Genomic DNA, 16,524 nt, shown 5'->3' with positions numbered 1-16,524 from the left:
AAGTACTATTGAAATACAAGAAGATGCTGAGTAAAGTCTTTAAATAGTTTCAAAAATTTATTGGAGGTGAGTTTTGTGAAAAGGACGGTTATGTTTTTATTTATGGTTTCTTTGTTAAGCGTTTTGTCTTTCCCTGTAACCATAGAGTTTTGGCATGCAATGAGTGGAGACAGGATAGCTTTGATTGAAGATATTGTGAGTGATTTTGAAGAAGCTTATCCGGATATAAAAGTAAATGCGCAATATTCAGGAAGTTATCCTGAGACGTTGAATAAGCTTATTGCAGGGGTACAATCCGGGAATGCACCTCACATAGTACAGATTTACGAAATAGGTACAAGATTGATGATAGACAGCGGTGTCATAGTTCCTGTCCAAGATTTACTTGATCAAGATGATTCTTATGATGTAGGGGTTTTGTTGGAACCGATATTAAATTATTACAAAGTTGATGGGAAGTTGTACTCCATGCCTTTCAATTCATCTACCGCTTTGTTGTATTACAACAAAACGCTCTTTGAAGAAGCAGGCTTAGATCCAAATAGACCTCCTCAAACTTACGAAGAACTACTGGAATACTCCAGAATTTTAACAAAGAAAGACTCAAGAGGAAATACAGTGCAATACGGATTAACTTGGCCTACCCATTCATGGATAATTGAACAACTTATGGCTGCCGCTGATGCGCCACTTGTTAACAACGATAACGGAAGAACCGCTAGAGCGACAGAGGCTGTTTTTAATAGTGAAGCAGGTTTAAAAATATTTGAACTGTTTGACCAATTGAACAAAGAAGGTTTAATTCTTAATACAGCTAGGGAAGATTGGAATGCTGCCGGACAAAATTTCGTTTCAGGCAGAGCAGCTATGAATTTCTTTTCTACATCTGATGTAAAGGTTTTTCAAGAAGGGTTAGAAAGTAACGGCTACGAGTTAGGTACAGCCTTTTTACCTGTTCCAGATATAAGTGTCAGTGGAGGACCAGTTATTGGAGGAGCAAGTTTATGGTTGATAGATGGCCATACAGACGAAGAAACCAAAGCTGCCTGGGAATTTTTGAAGTTTGTCAATCGTGAAGATCAACAGATAAGATGGCACCAAGGTACCGGATATTTCCCAGTTAGAAAAGATGCCATTCAAAGGCTGCACTATGAAGAGTTCTATGCTGAGAACCCAAATTACTTCACTTCCTTATTGCAACTATTGCTAGCTAAAAGAGATTTCAACTCCGCTGGAGCAGTTATTGGAGTGTTCCCTGAAACACGAGAGACTATAGAAATAGCGTATGAAAGAATGGTTGATGGACAAATGACACCTGAAGAGGCACTGAGCTGGGCTGAAAGTAGAGTAACAGAATTAATCCAAGAATATAACGAATTCTATCAATAATCTATCAAATGAATCTCTAAGATAAGTCTATACTTGCAAATGTTATTAATCCAAGGAAGAATTTTCTTCCTTGGTTTTTTGGGAGGAAATAAAATATGAAGTGGGGAAAATATACACCTTATCTTTTGCTTGCACCGACACTAATAATTATTGCCCTTTTTATATATTGGCCTGCAATTAACTCCTTTCTAATGAGTTTTTACAAAATATCACCATTTGGCGATAAGAGAATATTTGCAGGTTTAGATAACTACATTAAGCTTTTTGAGAATGAGGCATATTGGGATGCATTAAAGATCACAATCATATATATAGTTACAACGGTAATAATAGTCATTATTTTAGGCTACCTGATCGCACAATTATTAGATAATAAGGTCTTTGGGATGAAAATTTATAGAACTTTAATTTTTGTTCCTTATGTTATTTCCTTTACTATTGGAGGTGCGCTGTGGACCTTTATGTTGAATCCGGTTGCAGGGCATGTGAATTATATTCTGTCAAGAATCACAGGAGAAAGTATTAATTGGTTAAATCAAGTGCCATATGCGTTAATTTCAGTTATAGTTGCCAGTGTTTGGAAGATGCTGCCTTTTTCAATTATTTTCTACCTTGCAGGGTTACAGTCCATATCGGAATCAATAATAGAGAGTTCTCTTATTGATGGAGCGAACGTATGGCAAAGGATGTGGAAAATAAAATTTCCTATACTTTCTCCCATTACATTTTACTTAGTTATTATGAACATCACCAATGGAATGTTTGAGTCGTTTGGGATCATTGACATTATGACAAGAGGTGGACCCTTAGGAAGCACAACAACCTTAATTTACAAACTATATCAAGACGCATTCTTTTTCCAAAAAACAAGTTTAGCAGCTGCTGAGAGTGTTATCTTATTTATTATTATGTCAATTATCACCTTTCTTTATTTTAGATTTGGTGAGAAAAGGGTTCATTATCAATGAAGGGAGTCAAGCAATAATGAGGAAATCGACCAGAGAAAAAGTTAATTATGTTTTTGTAGAGCTAGGTTTAATAATTGTATCTTTTTTCATGTTTTTACCTTTCATACTTGCAATTTCCATGAGTTTTATGGAACCAACGGAGGTTTTCTCTTATCCACCTAAGTTTTTTCCTTCAAGTATCAATTTTAAAAATTACATTACAGCTATACAACTTGTTCCAATGGGCAGAATGTTGTTCAATTCTTTGCTTGTTGCTTCATTTACAACATTAGGAAAGTTAATAACAGGAACATTGGCTGCTTATGCTTTTTCTTCTTTTCAATTTAAAGGAAAGAACATATTGTTTTCCACACTATTTGTAACTTTATTTTTGCCAGCAGAAACGGTTATGATTTTACCTTTGTTTATGCTGATGTCAAATCTGGGTTGGGTTAACACCTACTGGGCGTTGATAATACCTTTTACCGCTTCAGCAACCAATACATTCCTATTTAGGCAACATTTTATGACGATTCCTCGCTCTTTAGAGGATGCAGCAAAAATAGATGGTGCTTCAGCTATGCAATATTTTTTCAAGGTGCTTGTACCTTTGTCTGGGCCAATAATCGCTGGGGCGGCTATTATTAATTTTGTTTATGCATGGAATATGTATCTTTGGCCTTTGATAGTTACCATGCAAGATGACATGAGGACGGTACAGGTTGGCGTAAAGATGATGATCTCAGGAGAGTCCAGTAACAATTGGGGAGTGATAATGGCAGGGACACTGTTAGTTGCTTTACCTACCCTTATAATATTTTTTCTACTTCAAGATTTGTTTGTAAAAAGTTTGGTAAATAGTGGGCTTAAAGAATGAAGTAGGTTTTAACAAAATTAAATAATTATTTAACCAACAAAACCCCAAATGGGGTTTTTTTGATTTGCTTTCTTGTTAAGATCATTTTATGGTAAAATTTTAAAAGAATTAAAGGAATTGAAGGATTTTATAAAAAGGTGATTTTGTCCATGAAAAAATCCATATTGTATTTACTTTTTATTGTTTTTATGTCTACTACACTGTTCCCTTGGAGTGGGCATGAGGCGATGACTTATTATATAATTCAAGATTTACCGAATATTGATAAAAAGGTTTTTATTACAGAATATTCATACGAGGAAGAAAGGCAATACAATTTAGAATATCTTAGTTTAACCGAATTGGATTTTTAAAGGTTTTCGAAGGCGACAAATCATTTCTCTACTTTGTAGAATTATCCAAACAAGCTTTTGAAAAAAATGACGAATATTGGGGTTATAGATTTTTAGCTCGTGCGCTTCATTATATCGAAGATCTTTCACAACCTTATCACAATGCCCCCGGTTCATTTTTTGAAATCATAGGAGCAGCTTTTAACAAGGACATATCAAGGAAACTTAACAATGCACACTATTTTATGGACGATTATTTAGTATATCTTTTGTATTATTCTGATAATTCCGCGAAAGAAGTTATTTTGGGGGCAAAACCTGCCTTTTTTGATAATTACGAAGACTACGTTCAAGAAATGACGGGCTATTCTCTTAGTAAGTTTTCTATGATTCATTCAGAGATCAAATCTCAGTTTGGGGAAAGTTTAAATGATTATGTAACTATTGAACAAATTAGAAAGATGGATGAAGAAGGAAAATTGTCAAAACTTAAGGAAGAAACGTTGAGTGTATTGTCTTATTCTTCTTCCATAATAAAAGGATTTTTAATCGATTTTCTTGAATCAGTTGGTCAAATATAGTAAATTGGTTAGATATTAAAATGAAAAAGGAGATCTACCCTTGTGGAACAAGATAAAATACTGTTCATAGTTAATCCGGTAGCAGGTGGGGGTAAAGCCCTAAAAGTATGGACAAAAAATATCTATCCTATTTTGGAAAATAAAAAGATATCCTTTGATTATTTATTTACCCAGAAGCCTTACGATGGTTTTAATTTGGCAATGGAAGGGATCAAAAAAGGGTATAAAAAATTAGTTTCTGTTGGTGGAGATGGAACGGTAAACGAAATAGTTAACGCAATAATGTCGCAGGATATTATCGATCCAATCGAAATATCAGTTGGTTCTATAGGTTCTGGCTCTGGTAACGATTGGGGAAAAAGCGTCGGTATACCTGCTAATTATGAAGAGGCGGTAAGCAATTTACGTAAAGACAATTTCATATTACAAGATGTTGGTAAGGTTAGTTATATTCAAACAGGTGTTGAAAAAACAAGATATTTTGTGAATGTTGCAGGGATGGGTTTTGATGCAGAAGTCACCTATAAGGCTAATAAAAGTAAAAAAAAGATTGTTTGGCAAGCTTTCTTATTCTTTAAATTTATTAAGCACTTTAATTTCCTTCAAGGATCCTTATGTTGAAATCAAAATTGATGGAGAAAAGGTGTATGCAAATCAAGCTTTAACCTTGAATGTTGGGATTTGTAGATACAGTGGGGGAGGAATGATGTTTACACCGAAGGCAAAATACGATGATGGACTTTTCGATGTAACCGTCATTGATAAGATATCTGTTGGTACAATTTTAGCAAATCTAAGGAAAATATATGATGGCTCATTTATAAACCATGAAGCTGTAAAAACCTTTAGAGGAAAATCGGTAGAAATTACATCCAAAGAAAAGCTGTATTTAGAAACGGATGGTGAATCTTTGGGCCATTCTCCTTTGTATTTTGAAACTCTCCCTCAAAGACTTAAGGTTTTAAGTGGGCTATCAATAGAACATTAATGGATCTGCCTGTTGCTAATAAATATGAAAGTAAAAGAAAAAAATTTAATCAATTAATAATATAAACAGGAGCAACAAGTGCTCCTGCTTTTTGAAAAATTATTCCTGGCTTACCAATTTTGGGGGATAACCTATTTCATCCAGTAAGTTTTCTATTTTTTCTGGTTCTTGCAATGTTTCAACTTCTACTTTTTTGTTTTCTAAATCAACGTTGAAATTTTGCACAATACCTGAAGATTTTAATTGCCTTTCAATATTCATCTTGCAATGTTCACAAGACATATCTGGAACATCAAATACATATTTCATTGTTTAACCTCCTATAGTTTTTTTGTGATTCTGCTTGAATTGTAAATCACGTTTATGGAACTAAATAACATAGCGACCTCTGCTATTGCTGGGTGAAGGATGCCGATCATTGCCAAAGGTATCGCGATAATGTTGTAGAAGAAAGCCCAGAATAAGTTTTGTTTGATTTTTTTAAAGGTTATTTCTGATATATTTATGGCATCTATAACTTTTGAAATTTCGCCTTGACTTATTATTACATCCGCAGATTCTATTGCCAAATCTGTTCCGTTACCTATTGCAATACCCATATCAGATGATTTTAATGCTGCGGCATCGTTTATTCCATCGCCTATCATGCCTACCTTTTTCCCTTCTATCTGATATTTTCTGACTATTTCTACTTTATTTTGGGGTGATATATTTGCAAATACCTTATCAATTCCAACCTTTTTAGCAACGGCTCTGGCGGTGTTTTCGTTGTCGCCTGTTACCATTATGGGTTCCATTCCCATTTCTTTTAATTGTTTTATAGCTTCTACTGCATCACTTTTAATCTCGTCTGCGATTCTTATGTAGCCAACAATTTTTTCATTTTTACTTACCTCTATTACCGTCTCTGCGTTTTCCATAAATGCTTGATATGGTTTTGGATCACGTGGTTTACCTATATAGTATTCATTGTTTTTGTATGTCCCAACGATTCCTTTGCCTGTTATTTCCTCTATTTCTTCAATTTCAACGTTCTGATTTTTAATATGCTCATGTGCGTATTCGACTATGGCTTTAGCCAATGGGTGAGTAGAATTTTTCTCTATTTCTGAAATGATCAAAAATGTTTCATCATCTAAATTGTGTTCAATAACTGAAGGTTGCCCTTTAGTTAAGGTTCCAGTTTTGTCCATGAGAATTGTGTCTATATCTTTAGCCGTTTGGATGGCTTCTCCATTTTTTATTATCAATCCTTTTTTGGCAGATACAGAACTGGCAGCCACAAGAGCCATAGGTGTTGCTAAGCCAAGTGCACATGGGCACGCTATAACAAGTGTGGCAACAAACGAGAAAATTGCCGTAGATAGCGGACCAGCATCTGTAAGAACCCAAGGAATGACTTTTGAAGCGTTAATCAAAAAAGGTTGGAATGTTTCATATTGGAAAAACCAAATCATACCACTTAAGACAGCTAACGAAAAAACCGTCGGGATAAAATACAAAGTTATTCTGTCAGCCAGAGCTTGAATAGGTACTTTAGAGGATGAAGCTTCTTCTACAAGTTTGATCATTTGATTTAGGAATGTGTCTTCTCCGACTTTTTCTACTTTTATTTTTAAGAGACCTGATTCAACTATCGTTCCACTTACTACGGGATCCTTCTCGCTTTTTAATAGGGGTAATGGTTCACCGCTTATCATAGACTCGTTTATGGAAGCTTGCCCTTCTACGATAGTACCATCTAAAGGTATTTTTTCACCTTGTCTCACCAGTATTAAATCACCTATTTTGACGGTCTCTATGGGTAATTCAACCACTCCGTCATCAGTAATAACATTAGCTTTGTCGACTTTCATGGATAGAAGGAGTTTTATTTCTCTTGAAGCACTATGTTTCATCCTTGCTTCGATGTATCTACCCACCAGATTCAGTGTAATTAGCATAGATGCGATAGTACCAAAAGAAAGAATATTCAATCCTACAATTGCTAAAATTGTTGTTGCCCAAGCGGAGATAGCTCCAAGAGAAACTAATGTATCCATATTTGTGTGAAGATGAGATAAAGCGATCCAGGCACTTTTTAAAGTTTTTCTACCTGGAATGAAAATTGTGGCTGCGCCACCGATTAACTCAATCAATAGCATAAAAGGAACATGTACCCCGCTCATACTTAAAATCATAACAACCATAAGAGGTATAGTAATGGCTAATGAAATATACATATCTTTGCGTGATTCTTTGAATCTTTTTTCTATCAGATCCTCGGTGGGCATTTCCTCAGAGACCTTGTATCCAACATCTGCTACAGCCTTTTTGATTTCGTTCATCGGTATTGCTTCTTGTGATATTACTATAGCTTTTTCTGTGGCTAAATTGACTGAGACATATTTTACCCCATCTAATTTTTTAAGCGCCCGTTCTACGTTTTTTACACATGTAGCACAAGTCATCCCTTGAACGCTAAAAGATACTTTATTATTTTCGGCAAATTTTTCTTGAGAATTTGTAGATTCTATCGGTTTTTCTTTGACTTCACTCATATAGTACACCACCTTTTCTAAGTTTTTTTGAGATAATCAAAAACCTCTTCAAGTTCTTCTAATTTTACATTGATTTCTTCGGGATCTTTAGAAGACGTTGCGTCTTTCACGCATGTTTCTATATGTTTTTTCAATATTTCAGAGTGTGCATTTTTTAAAAGAGAAATTGTGGCTAACAGTTGCTTAGATATATCAATACAGTATCTTTCTTCTTCAATCATTTTTATAGCTGCATCAATCTGTCCACGCGCTGTTTTAAGTTTTCTAAGAGCCTTTTCATGTTTCATAAAATCGCCTCCTTTTATCCATCCCACCAGGGAGGATAAAAAAATTATAAACTATTTTTGTTACGATCAAATTAATATGGATTGTCAAAACAGTAAACCTAGTTACTTACTCACGAGTTAGTAACTTGCGAGTAAGTAACTCTGAAGTTAGTCATATAATCCCACAAAATTGATTTTTTGGTAAAAAGCCTAAGTATTGTTTTGTAAAATAAAAAAGGCGCCTTATGCAGACGCCTTGTATATTTTCCAACAATCCAATGTTTTATCTAAAAATTAACTAAATCATTTGTTCATATAGTATTCCATTAGTATTTCTGCAACTTCGGCTCTTGTGAACTCTTTTGGTGGTTTTTCTCCTTTTGAAAGCATTTCCCTTACCTTTGTCCCACTGAGGAATACATGGTCTTCTTTTCCGTGTGGACATGTTTTTGCTGTAGCCATGCTTTCACATTTGGTGCAATAAAATGCATGTTCAAATTTTAGTGGTACTATCCCTATCTCTTCGGGTTTAAACTGGTCAAATATCTCTTGAGCTTCGTAAGTTCCGTAGTAATCTCCAACACCTGCATGGTCTCTTCCTACAATAAAATGTGTGCATCCATAGTTCTTTCTACATATAGCATGAAAGATCGCTTCTTTTGGTCCAGCGTATCTCATGTTAACAGGAAATACCCCTAAAAATACCCTTTCTTTTGGGTAGTACTTGTCCAGTATAACTTCGTAGGATTTCATCCTCACATCAGAAGGAATGTCTTCATCTTTTGTTTTTCCCACCAACGGGTTTAAGAACAAACCATCGACGATTTCAAGCGCTGTTTTTTGTAAATACTCGTGTGCCCTGTGTATGGGATTTCTCGTTTGAAAGGCTACTATCGTTTTCCAACCTTTTTCAGAGAATATCTTTCTTGTATCTTTTGGGTCGAATCTGAACTCTTGAAAGTTTTCGTGCTCTATCCTGTTGAGTAAGGTAATCTCCCCACCTAATGCTATTTCTCCTTGCTCGTATAAAAACTTCACCCCAGGATGGGTTTCGTCTTGGGTTTTGTAAACCTTCAACGCCTCTTCTTCTTTTCTTCTTTCAAACTTTTCTTGAAGATGTAGTATAGCATACTCTTTTGAATCTTCTTGGTTCTTTATCAATACATCTTCTCCCACTTTTAATTCGTCCGCAATCTCTTTTTTTACCGATAGAATTATTGGAATAGACCATACCGTTCCGTTAGATAATCTCATGCTGTTTAAAACAGAATCGTAATCTTCTTTTGTCATAAACCCTTCTAAAGGCTGAATAAACCAGTTGCAATGTTTTCTAACTCAGATAGATCAAAATAAGTTACACTTATACTTTTTAACTCTTTCGACCTTTTTAACCATTCTTTTTTTTCTTCTTCAGTAGCTATTTTGTTGACCAATTTTCCACCGTGTGGCTCAATCATTTTTTTAGACCTCCATAGGTTTTATTCATAAAACTGTTTTAGCGCCCTTTCACCCCGCTCCCCACCCTTAAGGATAAAAGGTACTTTAATTTTTGCACAAGGCTGCAATCAGATAATATTGTTGTTTTTTAAATATTCAATGACTTTTTCAACCGATTCTTCTATGCTTTCTACATCGGTGTTCAAAATTAACTCAGGATTCTCAGGCTCTTCGTAAGGAGCTGAAACCCCTGTGAAATTTTTTATTTCTCCCTTTATTGCCTTTTCGTACATACCTTTGGGTCTCTGTTTTTTAATTCATCAAGTGGGCATTTTACGTATATCTCTATGAATTCCCCGTCTTTTACTAGCTCTCTTACCCTCTGCCTATCTTTTTTGTATGGGGAAATGAAGGCTGTCATTGTAATTATCCCAAGATCTGAGAATAACTTTGCAACTTCTCCTATCCTTCTAATATTTTCCTCCCTATCTTCTGGGAGAATCCTAAATCACCATTTAAACCGTGTCTAATGTTGTCTCCATCCAAAACATACGACAACTTTCCCATTTTCAACAATCTTTCTTCCAAATCATGTGCTATAGTCGATTTTCCAGATCCAGATAACCCCGTAAACCAAAGGATTACTCCCTTTTGTCCTAAAAGTTTTTCTCTGTCTTCTTTTTTTACCTTTCCAGCATGCCATACTACATTTTCACTCTTTTTTCTCTCCACTTTTATACCTCCCAAAAGCCTTATCCATAATATAAATCTTAACAAAAGTACTCTGCCAAGAAGATTATACTCTAATCAGAGGGCTCAGTCAAGTTAAGGTATTAGAACATATGCGGGGATTAGGTTAAAAAGGAAAGCAAAAGTGACTGTAGATAAAAAAATAAGGGCGAGTATATTCGCCCTTTTGTAGTTATTGTACGCTTTCAGCTAGAGATTGCTTAGCAATATTCACGTATTCGTTGAATCCATCTGGATCGTTTACGGCAAGTTCAGAAAGCATTTTTCTGTTTATGTCAACATTAGCCAATTTTAAACCATGAATTAACTCATTATACTTCAATCCTTGTGCTCTTGCAGCGGCGTTGATTCTTGTTATCCAAAGATTTCTGTAGTCTCTTTTTTTGTTTTTTCTACCTGCATAAGAATATTTTCCAGATTTGTAGTATTGTTGTTTTGCCAATGAATAACGTCTACCTACTGCTCCCGAGTAGCCTTTTGCCGCTTTTATATATTTTTTCTTTTTTTTGTGAGAAGTAACAGATCTTTTAATTCTCATCTCCTATACACTCCTTTAACTTAAATTAAGTTTGATTTCAAATCATCATTTTAGACCAAGTGATTTTTCAACTTTATCTACTATTTCCTTCGGTACTTCTACCTCTTTTTTTAGCCTTCTCATATGACTGCTATTTTTGAAACCCGTATTATGTCCTACGTTACTTCTATGTCGAAGAATTTTTCCGTTTTTTGTGACCTTGAACCTTTTTTTCGCAGAACCTTTTGTCTTTAATTTAGGCATCTTGATTCCTCCCAATTTTTAGAGTATATGTAGATTACTTATTTTTTCTCCTCATTGATTGGCTCTAAAATAATATCCATATCTTTACCCAATAATTTTGCCCCTCTGGAAACTTTTGCTATATCCGACGTTTGAGATACCACTTTGTCAAGTATTTCCTTACCTTTTTCTTTAAAAAGTATATCTCTACCTAAGAACATAATTACTGCTCTTACTTTATAGCCATCTTCTAAAAATTCCCTTATCTTTTTCAATTTGGTGTTGAAATCATGATCATCGATTCTGAGTCTAAATTTCATCTCTTTAAGAACTTGTTTTTTTTGCTTTTTCTTAGCTAATTTTTCCTTTTTCTCTTTTTCGTAGATATATTTACCATAATCCATCATTCTGGCAACTGGAGGTTTAGCTTCAGGGGCTACTAAAACCAAGTCTACTCCTGATTGTTCGGCTAATTTTAACGCTTCTTTTGTCGGCATCTCTCCGAGTTTGTTCCCCTCTTGATCTATTACCAGAACTTTTCTAGCTTTGATCTCATTATTTTTAGCGACTTTATCGCTTATACACAATCACCTTCCTTATTTAACATATAAAAAATGGGTGACGGATCGTCACCCATTTCTTCTTAAACACAAATAACTCTCTTTTCCTAATCAAAGAGTCATTTTTTTCAACATGCGTACCCCTGACGGTTTTTGATTATTCCCCGGGGTGGGAAGTTAACTGCGGGCGACTTCCTCTTTACCTTTTATATATTATTAAATTCTGGTGGGCCATGCGGGTTTCGAACCCACGACCTACTGATTAAGAGTCAGTCGCTCTACCAGCTGAGCTAATGGCCCTATACCACTTTTTAATTATACCTTAACTCAATTTGTTTGTCAAGAAGCGACTTGATCTGATTCCTTACTTGACGTAGATGAAGAAGATTTTGATTTGGATTTTCTTGAGTCGGTAATATAGAAACCTTCACCTTTGAAAGAAATACCAACATTACCAATTATCTTTTCAGCTTTTGAACCACATAGTTCACATTTAACTTCAGGTGTTTCATTCATAGAATGCAAAATAGTGAACTCATAACCACAATTTTTGCACTTGTATCTATATAGAGGCAATTTTATCTTTCCCCCTTTTGTATTTTTTGATAAAAAATCACAAATAACCAAAAAGTAGCCTATCAAATTTATGTGAAATTTAATATGTTATATATGTTAATAGTTTTTTTATTTGTCAATTTGGCCCGTTTCCATGTACCATAGATAAAGATCTAATTTTCCTAAAGGTTCTTCAACCATCTTTGATAAGACTCTGAGTTCTTTTTCAAGCTCGGTGTACTTTTTCTCCGTCCAAGAAGGTTTGGGGACTTCTTTCACGAGATTATAATTCTTCATGATTTTCAATATATGCTTATCTAATATAGCGATGTCTTCTTTTCCAACGTTTCTTAAAAAATGGCTGGCTTCTTTCCAGCCAATACCTTTTATATTTTCAACTAAAAACCTTCTGCTTTGTGAAATATCTTTTTGAAGTAAGTTTTTCAAACTTCCAATTATCCATCTATTTTCGACTATATATTTTGATCTGGTGTTTGGGAACCTATGTCCAACTTCTCTTAATTTTAATATTAATTGCTCTTCGTTATATTGAGCGAATCCCTCTTTTGTGATTAATTTTTGCGCTTTTATGCCACCCTTTGCCCTCCAATTTGCCGTTAATACACAAAAAGATAACTCACTGAATAAGTCCAATTCATCGCCATTTTTTCCAATATCCCTAAACTCTTCAAACCTTCTTTCAACTTCATCCTTAATTGTAAGTTTCACATCTTCTATTTTATTGACCAAAATATCTAAAGAATTTGTTATGTTAGAATGGATCATCTTATTCCTCCAAAATTGTGTCAATTATTAGCTTTTTTTCTGTTGGATCTTACAATTAAGTAGAAACCTAAGATCATATAAATTATAAGAGAAATAAAGATTCCAAAAAACTCTGGCTGGCTTAGCTGTTCCCATCCATTTAGCAAAGAATTATTTCCGATGGTAATAGATGTGTGTTTTTCCAATAAATAGATGGTGTAAAAAGATAATATAAAACTACCAAATATCACAGAGATGATCGAAATAATAGACTGATAATTCTTTGAAAAGATGATGGCAATAATCACGCCTAAGATAGCAAAAATTATCCAAGGAATGTAAGAAATGGAAAAAGGTAGATTATTCATCCACTCTCCATTGGAAGAAATTATAAAAGTTCCTATTGAGTAACCAACTAGTCCGCCCAAAAGGAAACCACCAACCACAAAGGCTACATTAACTAAATGATAAAATACAAATCCAAAGATCAAACTGAATATCAAATAAATAAAAAAGCTGTAATCACCAAACGTTAGAACAAAATTATTAATTAAGGGGACTTTGAGCAGATAAGGTATCACTATGGAATAGGATGCATATACACCCAAAAGAAAAATAGTAACTTTGAAAGAAATCTTTGAAAAGAGTAAAAGTATTAGGGATAAAGGCAACAAAATATAGACTGAATTAACTAACAATAAATAAAGATTTGTGAAAGCTTCGGTATTGATAAAATCTGGAGTTACCATATCAATTTCACCCCTTTTATAATTAAATTAGTATTTTTAAAATCTTAAACCAACTAATTGTATCACATATTTTTGATTGGCAAAATCAATTTTATGGTATAATTTTAAAAAGGTTTTAACTCTCTTGAACGAAGTGAAGAGTGATAAAGATTTCTAGGGTACAAAAAAATTAAAAGTTAGAAGGAGGAATTAAATTGGGAAGTTTAAGAATCGAGGTTGATGAAGAATTTATAAACGGTTTAATAGACAAAGTTATCGAAGAAAATACCCAAGTGCAAGGCCTAAAAAATTTGAATGTAAAGCTGAGGGAAGATGGAATAAGTTTTCAAATGGAGGTCAATTTTTTGGGGAAAGATTCAAAAGTGGAATCTTTGATTAAGATTTTAGAAAAACCAGAAGATTTAGAAAACGGAAAGTTGCGCTTGTCCTTGAGTGGTGATGAAGGTGTCAGAAAGATTTTAGAAGGTGTATTTTATATACTTTCAGAATTCAGCGAAGCGGTTTCTTCCAAAGATTATGAGATTTTGATAGATTTTAATAAAGTAAAAATAAATCCTTTTGTTGATACCATGTTAAAATCTTTAAAAATTTCTAGATTCATTCTGCAAGACGGAAAGTTTGAATTACTTCTTGAATTCAAAAAATAGGCGGTGAGTAATGAAAGAAATATTGATAGAAATAGATGAAGAGGCAGCCAAAGAATTTTTGATAAAAATTTTAGAAAACAGTAAATTTCACTTTCTGAAAAGAATATTTGATCACGTATCAAATATAGAGTTCAGTGATAACGAAATTAGATTCAAGGTGTTGATGTTTAAATACTATTTAAAATTAAAGACATATCCAAAAGCGTTAACAGGAAGATATGAGTTTTTTCATAATCTCCCCACAAAAATGATTAAGGAAGAAGAACTTCCAAAATTTGTTAAATTAAACGACAAGACCATTATTATCAACATCCCCGAGAACCCTATTAGCAAAAATGTAAGTATAGAGAAACTTGAGATAGAAAGTGGGAAAGTAAAGCTCATTTTAGGTTTGAATTAAGAAAGGAGCATTAACTCATGGAAATAAATACCGAATTAATAAAGAAGTTAAAAAAACTGTCTAATATAGAACTTAGTCCAAGTGAAGAAGAAAGGATAAAGAAAGATCTAAACGCTTTACTAGAGTATCAAAAAATATTAGACAAAATAGACGTTGACGGGGTTGAAGAAATGATCTCCCCAGTCGAATTCTCGACTTCCATTTTAAGAAAAGACGAAGTAGAAAGCTTTGAAAGCAGAAAAAAAATAATAAACAACTTTCCAGAAAATAAAGATGGTTTTCTCGCAGTTCCTGGTATACATGTTAACGAGGAAGAATAATTTGAATACAAAAGGAAAAGTCTACGAAGACAAAGCCGTTGCGTACTTTTTGAATAGGGATTATCAAATAATTGCAAGGAATTTTTCCTACAGACATGGTGAAATAGACATAATAGCTTTAAAAAACAAAATACTGCATCTTGTAGAAGTAAAAGGTGGGAAAGAAACTTTTGGTGACCCTGCCTTCAGGGTAAATTCTAAAAAATTAAAAAAAATAATGAAAGTTGGTAATTATTTCATAGCTACTCATCAACACCTAGAATTTGATGAAGTTCAAATTGATGTAATTTCTATCACCAACGATGGATTAATAAATTATTACCCAGCTCAAAGGCTATAAAAAAGTGCCCCTGGAAGGAGTCGAACCTTCATTTGCGGATTAGGAATCCACCGTTCTATCCGTTGAACTACAGGGGCTTACTAAAGACAAAAACTATTATAGCAGAAAATTCGACAGCTGTCAATTGATGAAGGATACTAAGGGTTGTAATTACTTGAAAGGAACAATAGCAAGTTTTAAAGTTGGTAGAAACAGTAAAATACTATATTGGGGGTTAAAAGCATGAAAAAACTTTTGGTTCTTATGTTAGCAGTTATCATGGTAGTGAACATGTTTGGATTAAAGGTTATAATGGTGACGGATGCAGGGGGACTAGGGGATAAATCTTTCAACGATGGTACCTGGGCTGGTGTCCAAATGGCTGTCGAACAACTTCCAGGTATTGAAGCAGAAATCCTCATATCAAAAGAACAGACTGATTACGTTCCGAATCTTACAAATGCTGCCCAGAATGGAGATGTAGTAATAGGGGTAGGATTTATGATGGCAGATGTTTTATTCAATTTCGCCATGCAGTATCCTGATACATTTTTCATAGGAATAGATATAGAACCATCTCCTAATCAGGTAATTCCTTCTAATTTAGCTCTTTATACTTTTAAAGAAGAAGAAGGTGGATTTTTACTTGGATATTTGGCGGCTTCCATGACAAAAACCAATGAAGTGGGTTTTATTGGCGGGTTAGAAATTCCTCCTGTTAAAAGGTACGAAATTGGGTATCGTGCAGGCGTTGAAGCCTTTAATCAAATTAAAGGGGAAAACGTAACGGTAATTACAGGTTACGTTGGTAGTTTTACGGATTCCTCCAAAACTAAACAAATTGCTCTTTCTCATTACAATCATGGAGCGGATATTGTCTTCACAGGGGTAACTACCGCAGCTGTTATAGACGCTGCCAAAGAAGTGGGTTCATCATTTTATGGCCTACCTGATAATGCCCCTTTAAATCAAATTATCGACAAATACTTTGAAAAAGGACGAGGATATTTCGTAATCGGATACGATATGGACCAAGATTATATGGCTCCAGGATATGTTTTAACTAGTTCAAGAAAAAAGGTTGATGTTGCTGCATTCGAAGGGATCAGGTCTGCATTGTACGATAGAAATTTCAATTCCGGTCATCACGTTCTAGGAATAGAAGAAGAAGGTATGGGTATCTCCCTCATGAAATATACGAAAGGAATGGTCCCAAATGAAGTCGTTGCAGAATTAGTCTTTTTGGAAAAATTGGTGAAAGACGGAGAAGTTAATATTCCCAAAAATGAGGCAGAATTAGGCTCTTTTGATGTTAGTAATATAAATTTTCCATTTTAATAAA

General features: G+C 34.2%; 21 protein-coding genes, 2 tRNA genes and 2 pseudogenes. 12 read left to right on the top strand and 13 right to left on the bottom strand.

The window, feature by feature from the left end; all coding sequences use genetic code 11:
- Nucleotides 1–75: 75 nt before the first annotated feature.
- The 7 genes from NAAC61_RS06545 (at nt 76) to NAAC61_RS06515 (ending at nt 5,114) form a co-directional block, all read left to right on the top strand.
- Nucleotides 76–1,389: an ABC transporter substrate-binding protein gene (locus NAAC61_RS06545; RefSeq protein WP_012208548.1), complete on the top strand. Its 1,314-nt coding sequence runs from the start codon at nt 76–78 to the stop codon at nt 1,387–1,389.
- A 95-nt stretch (nt 1,390–1,484) separates the two neighbouring features.
- Complete coding sequence (locus NAAC61_RS06540; protein WP_012208547.1) at nt 1,485–2,357, top strand: carbohydrate ABC transporter permease; 873 nt, start codon at nt 1,485–1,487, stop codon at nt 2,355–2,357.
- A gap of 16 nt (nt 2,358–2,373) precedes the next feature.
- On the top strand, nt 2,374–3,213 hold the full coding sequence (locus NAAC61_RS06535) for a carbohydrate ABC transporter permease (protein WP_012208546.1): 840 nt from the start codon (nt 2,374–2,376) through the stop codon (nt 3,211–3,213).
- Nucleotides 3,214–3,362: 149 nt separating this feature from the next.
- Entirely contained in the window at nt 3,363–3,566 is a 204-nt protein-coding gene (locus tag NAAC61_RS06530; protein ID WP_041534047.1) for a hypothetical protein, read from the top strand.
- A gap of 224 nt (nt 3,567–3,790) precedes the next feature.
- Nucleotides 3,791–4,126 (top strand): hypothetical protein, encoded by a 336-nt coding sequence (locus NAAC61_RS06525; RefSeq protein ID WP_199676829.1) that lies wholly within the window; start codon nt 3,791–3,793, stop codon nt 4,124–4,126.
- A gap of 42 nt (nt 4,127–4,168) precedes the next feature.
- Complete coding sequence (locus tag NAAC61_RS06520) at nt 4,169–4,747, top strand: diacylglycerol kinase family protein (protein WP_202695546.1); 579 nt, start codon at nt 4,169–4,171, stop codon at nt 4,745–4,747.
- Nucleotides 4,635–5,114, top strand: coding sequence for a diacylglycerol/lipid kinase family protein (locus NAAC61_RS06515; protein WP_237729805.1), 480 nt, complete (start codon nt 4,635–4,637; stop codon nt 5,112–5,114). The genes NAAC61_RS06520 and NAAC61_RS06515 overlap by 113 nt, the downstream gene beginning before the upstream one ends.
- 99 nt (nt 5,115–5,213) lie before the next feature.
- Here NAAC61_RS06515 and NAAC61_RS06510 read toward each other — a convergent pair whose 3' ends face one another.
- The 12 genes and pseudogenes from NAAC61_RS06510 to NAAC61_RS06455 all read right to left on the bottom strand — a co-directional run bounded on the left by NAAC61_RS06510 (nt 5,214) and on the right by NAAC61_RS06455 (nt 13,496).
- A complete protein-coding gene (locus NAAC61_RS06510; protein ID WP_012208544.1) occupies nt 5,214–5,423 on the bottom strand; it encodes a heavy-metal-associated domain-containing protein in 210 nt (69 codons plus the stop codon).
- Nucleotides 5,424–5,434: 11 nt separating this feature from the next.
- Nucleotides 5,435–7,654, bottom strand: a complete 2,220-nt coding sequence (locus NAAC61_RS06505) for a heavy metal translocating P-type ATPase (protein WP_202695544.1) — start codon at nt 7,652–7,654, stop codon at nt 5,435–5,437.
- Nucleotides 7,655–7,671: 17 nt separating this feature from the next.
- Nucleotides 7,672–7,941 (bottom strand): metal-sensing transcriptional repressor, encoded by a 270-nt coding sequence (locus tag NAAC61_RS06500; protein ID WP_012208542.1) that lies wholly within the window; start codon nt 7,939–7,941, stop codon nt 7,672–7,674.
- A gap of 282 nt (nt 7,942–8,223) precedes the next feature.
- Nucleotides 8,224–9,377 (bottom strand): annotated as a pseudogene (gene sat / locus NAAC61_RS06495) (sulfate adenylyltransferase).
- Nucleotides 9,378–9,485: 108 nt separating this feature from the next.
- A pseudogene (cysC, locus tag NAAC61_RS06490) lies at nt 9,486–10,089 on the bottom strand (adenylyl-sulfate kinase).
- A gap of 190 nt (nt 10,090–10,279) precedes the next feature.
- On the bottom strand, nt 10,280–10,645 hold the full coding sequence (gene rplT, locus NAAC61_RS06485) for a 50S ribosomal protein L20 (protein ID WP_012208539.1): 366 nt from the start codon (nt 10,643–10,645) through the stop codon (nt 10,280–10,282).
- A 45-nt stretch (nt 10,646–10,690) separates the two neighbouring features.
- Nucleotides 10,691–10,888: a 50S ribosomal protein L35 gene (gene rpmI, locus NAAC61_RS06480; protein WP_041534045.1), complete on the bottom strand. Its 198-nt coding sequence runs from the start codon at nt 10,886–10,888 to the stop codon at nt 10,691–10,693.
- A gap of 38 nt (nt 10,889–10,926) precedes the next feature.
- Entirely contained in the window at nt 10,927–11,454 is a 528-nt protein-coding gene (gene infC / locus NAAC61_RS06475; RefSeq protein WP_012208537.1) for a translation initiation factor IF-3, read from the bottom strand.
- A gap of 197 nt (nt 11,455–11,651) precedes the next feature.
- Nucleotides 11,652–11,727, bottom strand: a tRNA-Lys gene (locus NAAC61_RS06470).
- Between the two features lie 39 nt (nt 11,728–11,766).
- Nucleotides 11,767–12,003 (bottom strand): FmdB family zinc ribbon protein, encoded by a 237-nt coding sequence (locus NAAC61_RS06465; RefSeq protein ID WP_041534044.1) that lies wholly within the window; start codon nt 12,001–12,003, stop codon nt 11,767–11,769.
- A 108-nt stretch (nt 12,004–12,111) separates the two neighbouring features.
- Nucleotides 12,112–12,768 carry an N-glycosylase/DNA lyase gene (locus NAAC61_RS06460; RefSeq protein WP_202695543.1) on the bottom strand — a complete coding sequence of 219 codons (657 nt, stop codon included), beginning with the start codon at nt 12,766–12,768 and terminating at the stop codon, nt 12,112–12,114.
- 20 nt (nt 12,769–12,788) lie between these two features.
- A complete protein-coding gene (locus NAAC61_RS06455) occupies nt 12,789–13,496 on the bottom strand; it encodes a hypothetical protein (protein ID WP_202695542.1) in 708 nt (235 codons plus the stop codon).
- 194 nt (nt 13,497–13,690) lie between these two features.
- Between NAAC61_RS06455 and NAAC61_RS06450 the strand changes: the two genes are divergently transcribed.
- From NAAC61_RS06450 to NAAC61_RS06435, 4 genes are read left to right on the top strand one after another with little or no spacing between them, the layout of a single operon-like run.
- Entirely contained in the window at nt 13,691–14,143 is a 453-nt protein-coding gene (locus tag NAAC61_RS06450) for a hypothetical protein (RefSeq protein WP_012208533.1), read from the top strand.
- Between the two features lie 10 nt (nt 14,144–14,153).
- A complete protein-coding gene (locus tag NAAC61_RS06445) occupies nt 14,154–14,543 on the top strand; it encodes a hypothetical protein (RefSeq protein WP_012208532.1) in 390 nt (129 codons plus the stop codon).
- A 17-nt stretch (nt 14,544–14,560) separates the two neighbouring features.
- Nucleotides 14,561–14,863, top strand: coding sequence for an Asp-tRNA(Asn)/Glu-tRNA(Gln) amidotransferase subunit GatC (gene gatC, locus NAAC61_RS06440; protein WP_103065277.1), 303 nt, complete (start codon nt 14,561–14,563; stop codon nt 14,861–14,863).
- Nucleotide 14,864: 1 nt separating this feature from the next.
- A complete protein-coding gene (locus tag NAAC61_RS06435) occupies nt 14,865–15,203 on the top strand; it encodes a YraN family protein (protein WP_158245201.1) in 339 nt (112 codons plus the stop codon).
- A 5-nt stretch (nt 15,204–15,208) separates the two neighbouring features.
- Here the strand turns inward: NAAC61_RS06435 and NAAC61_RS06430 are convergent.
- A tRNA-Arg gene (locus NAAC61_RS06430) sits at nt 15,209–15,280 on the bottom strand.
- A gap of 145 nt (nt 15,281–15,425) precedes the next feature.
- Between NAAC61_RS06430 and NAAC61_RS06425 the strand changes: the two genes are divergently transcribed.
- Nucleotides 15,426–16,520: a BMP family lipoprotein gene (locus NAAC61_RS06425; protein ID WP_012208529.1), complete on the top strand. Its 1,095-nt coding sequence runs from the start codon at nt 15,426–15,428 to the stop codon at nt 16,518–16,520.
- Nucleotides 16,521–16,524 lie beyond the last annotated feature (4 nt).

Source organism: Petrotoga sp. 8T1HF07.NaAc.6.1 (genome assembly GCF_016772115.1).
In the GTDB taxonomy this organism is placed as follows: domain Bacteria; phylum Thermotogota; class Thermotogae; order Petrotogales; family Petrotogaceae; genus Petrotoga; species Petrotoga mobilis.
Note: the sequence above shows the minus strand (reverse complement) of the source record. Positions and strands in the feature narration are given on the sequence as shown.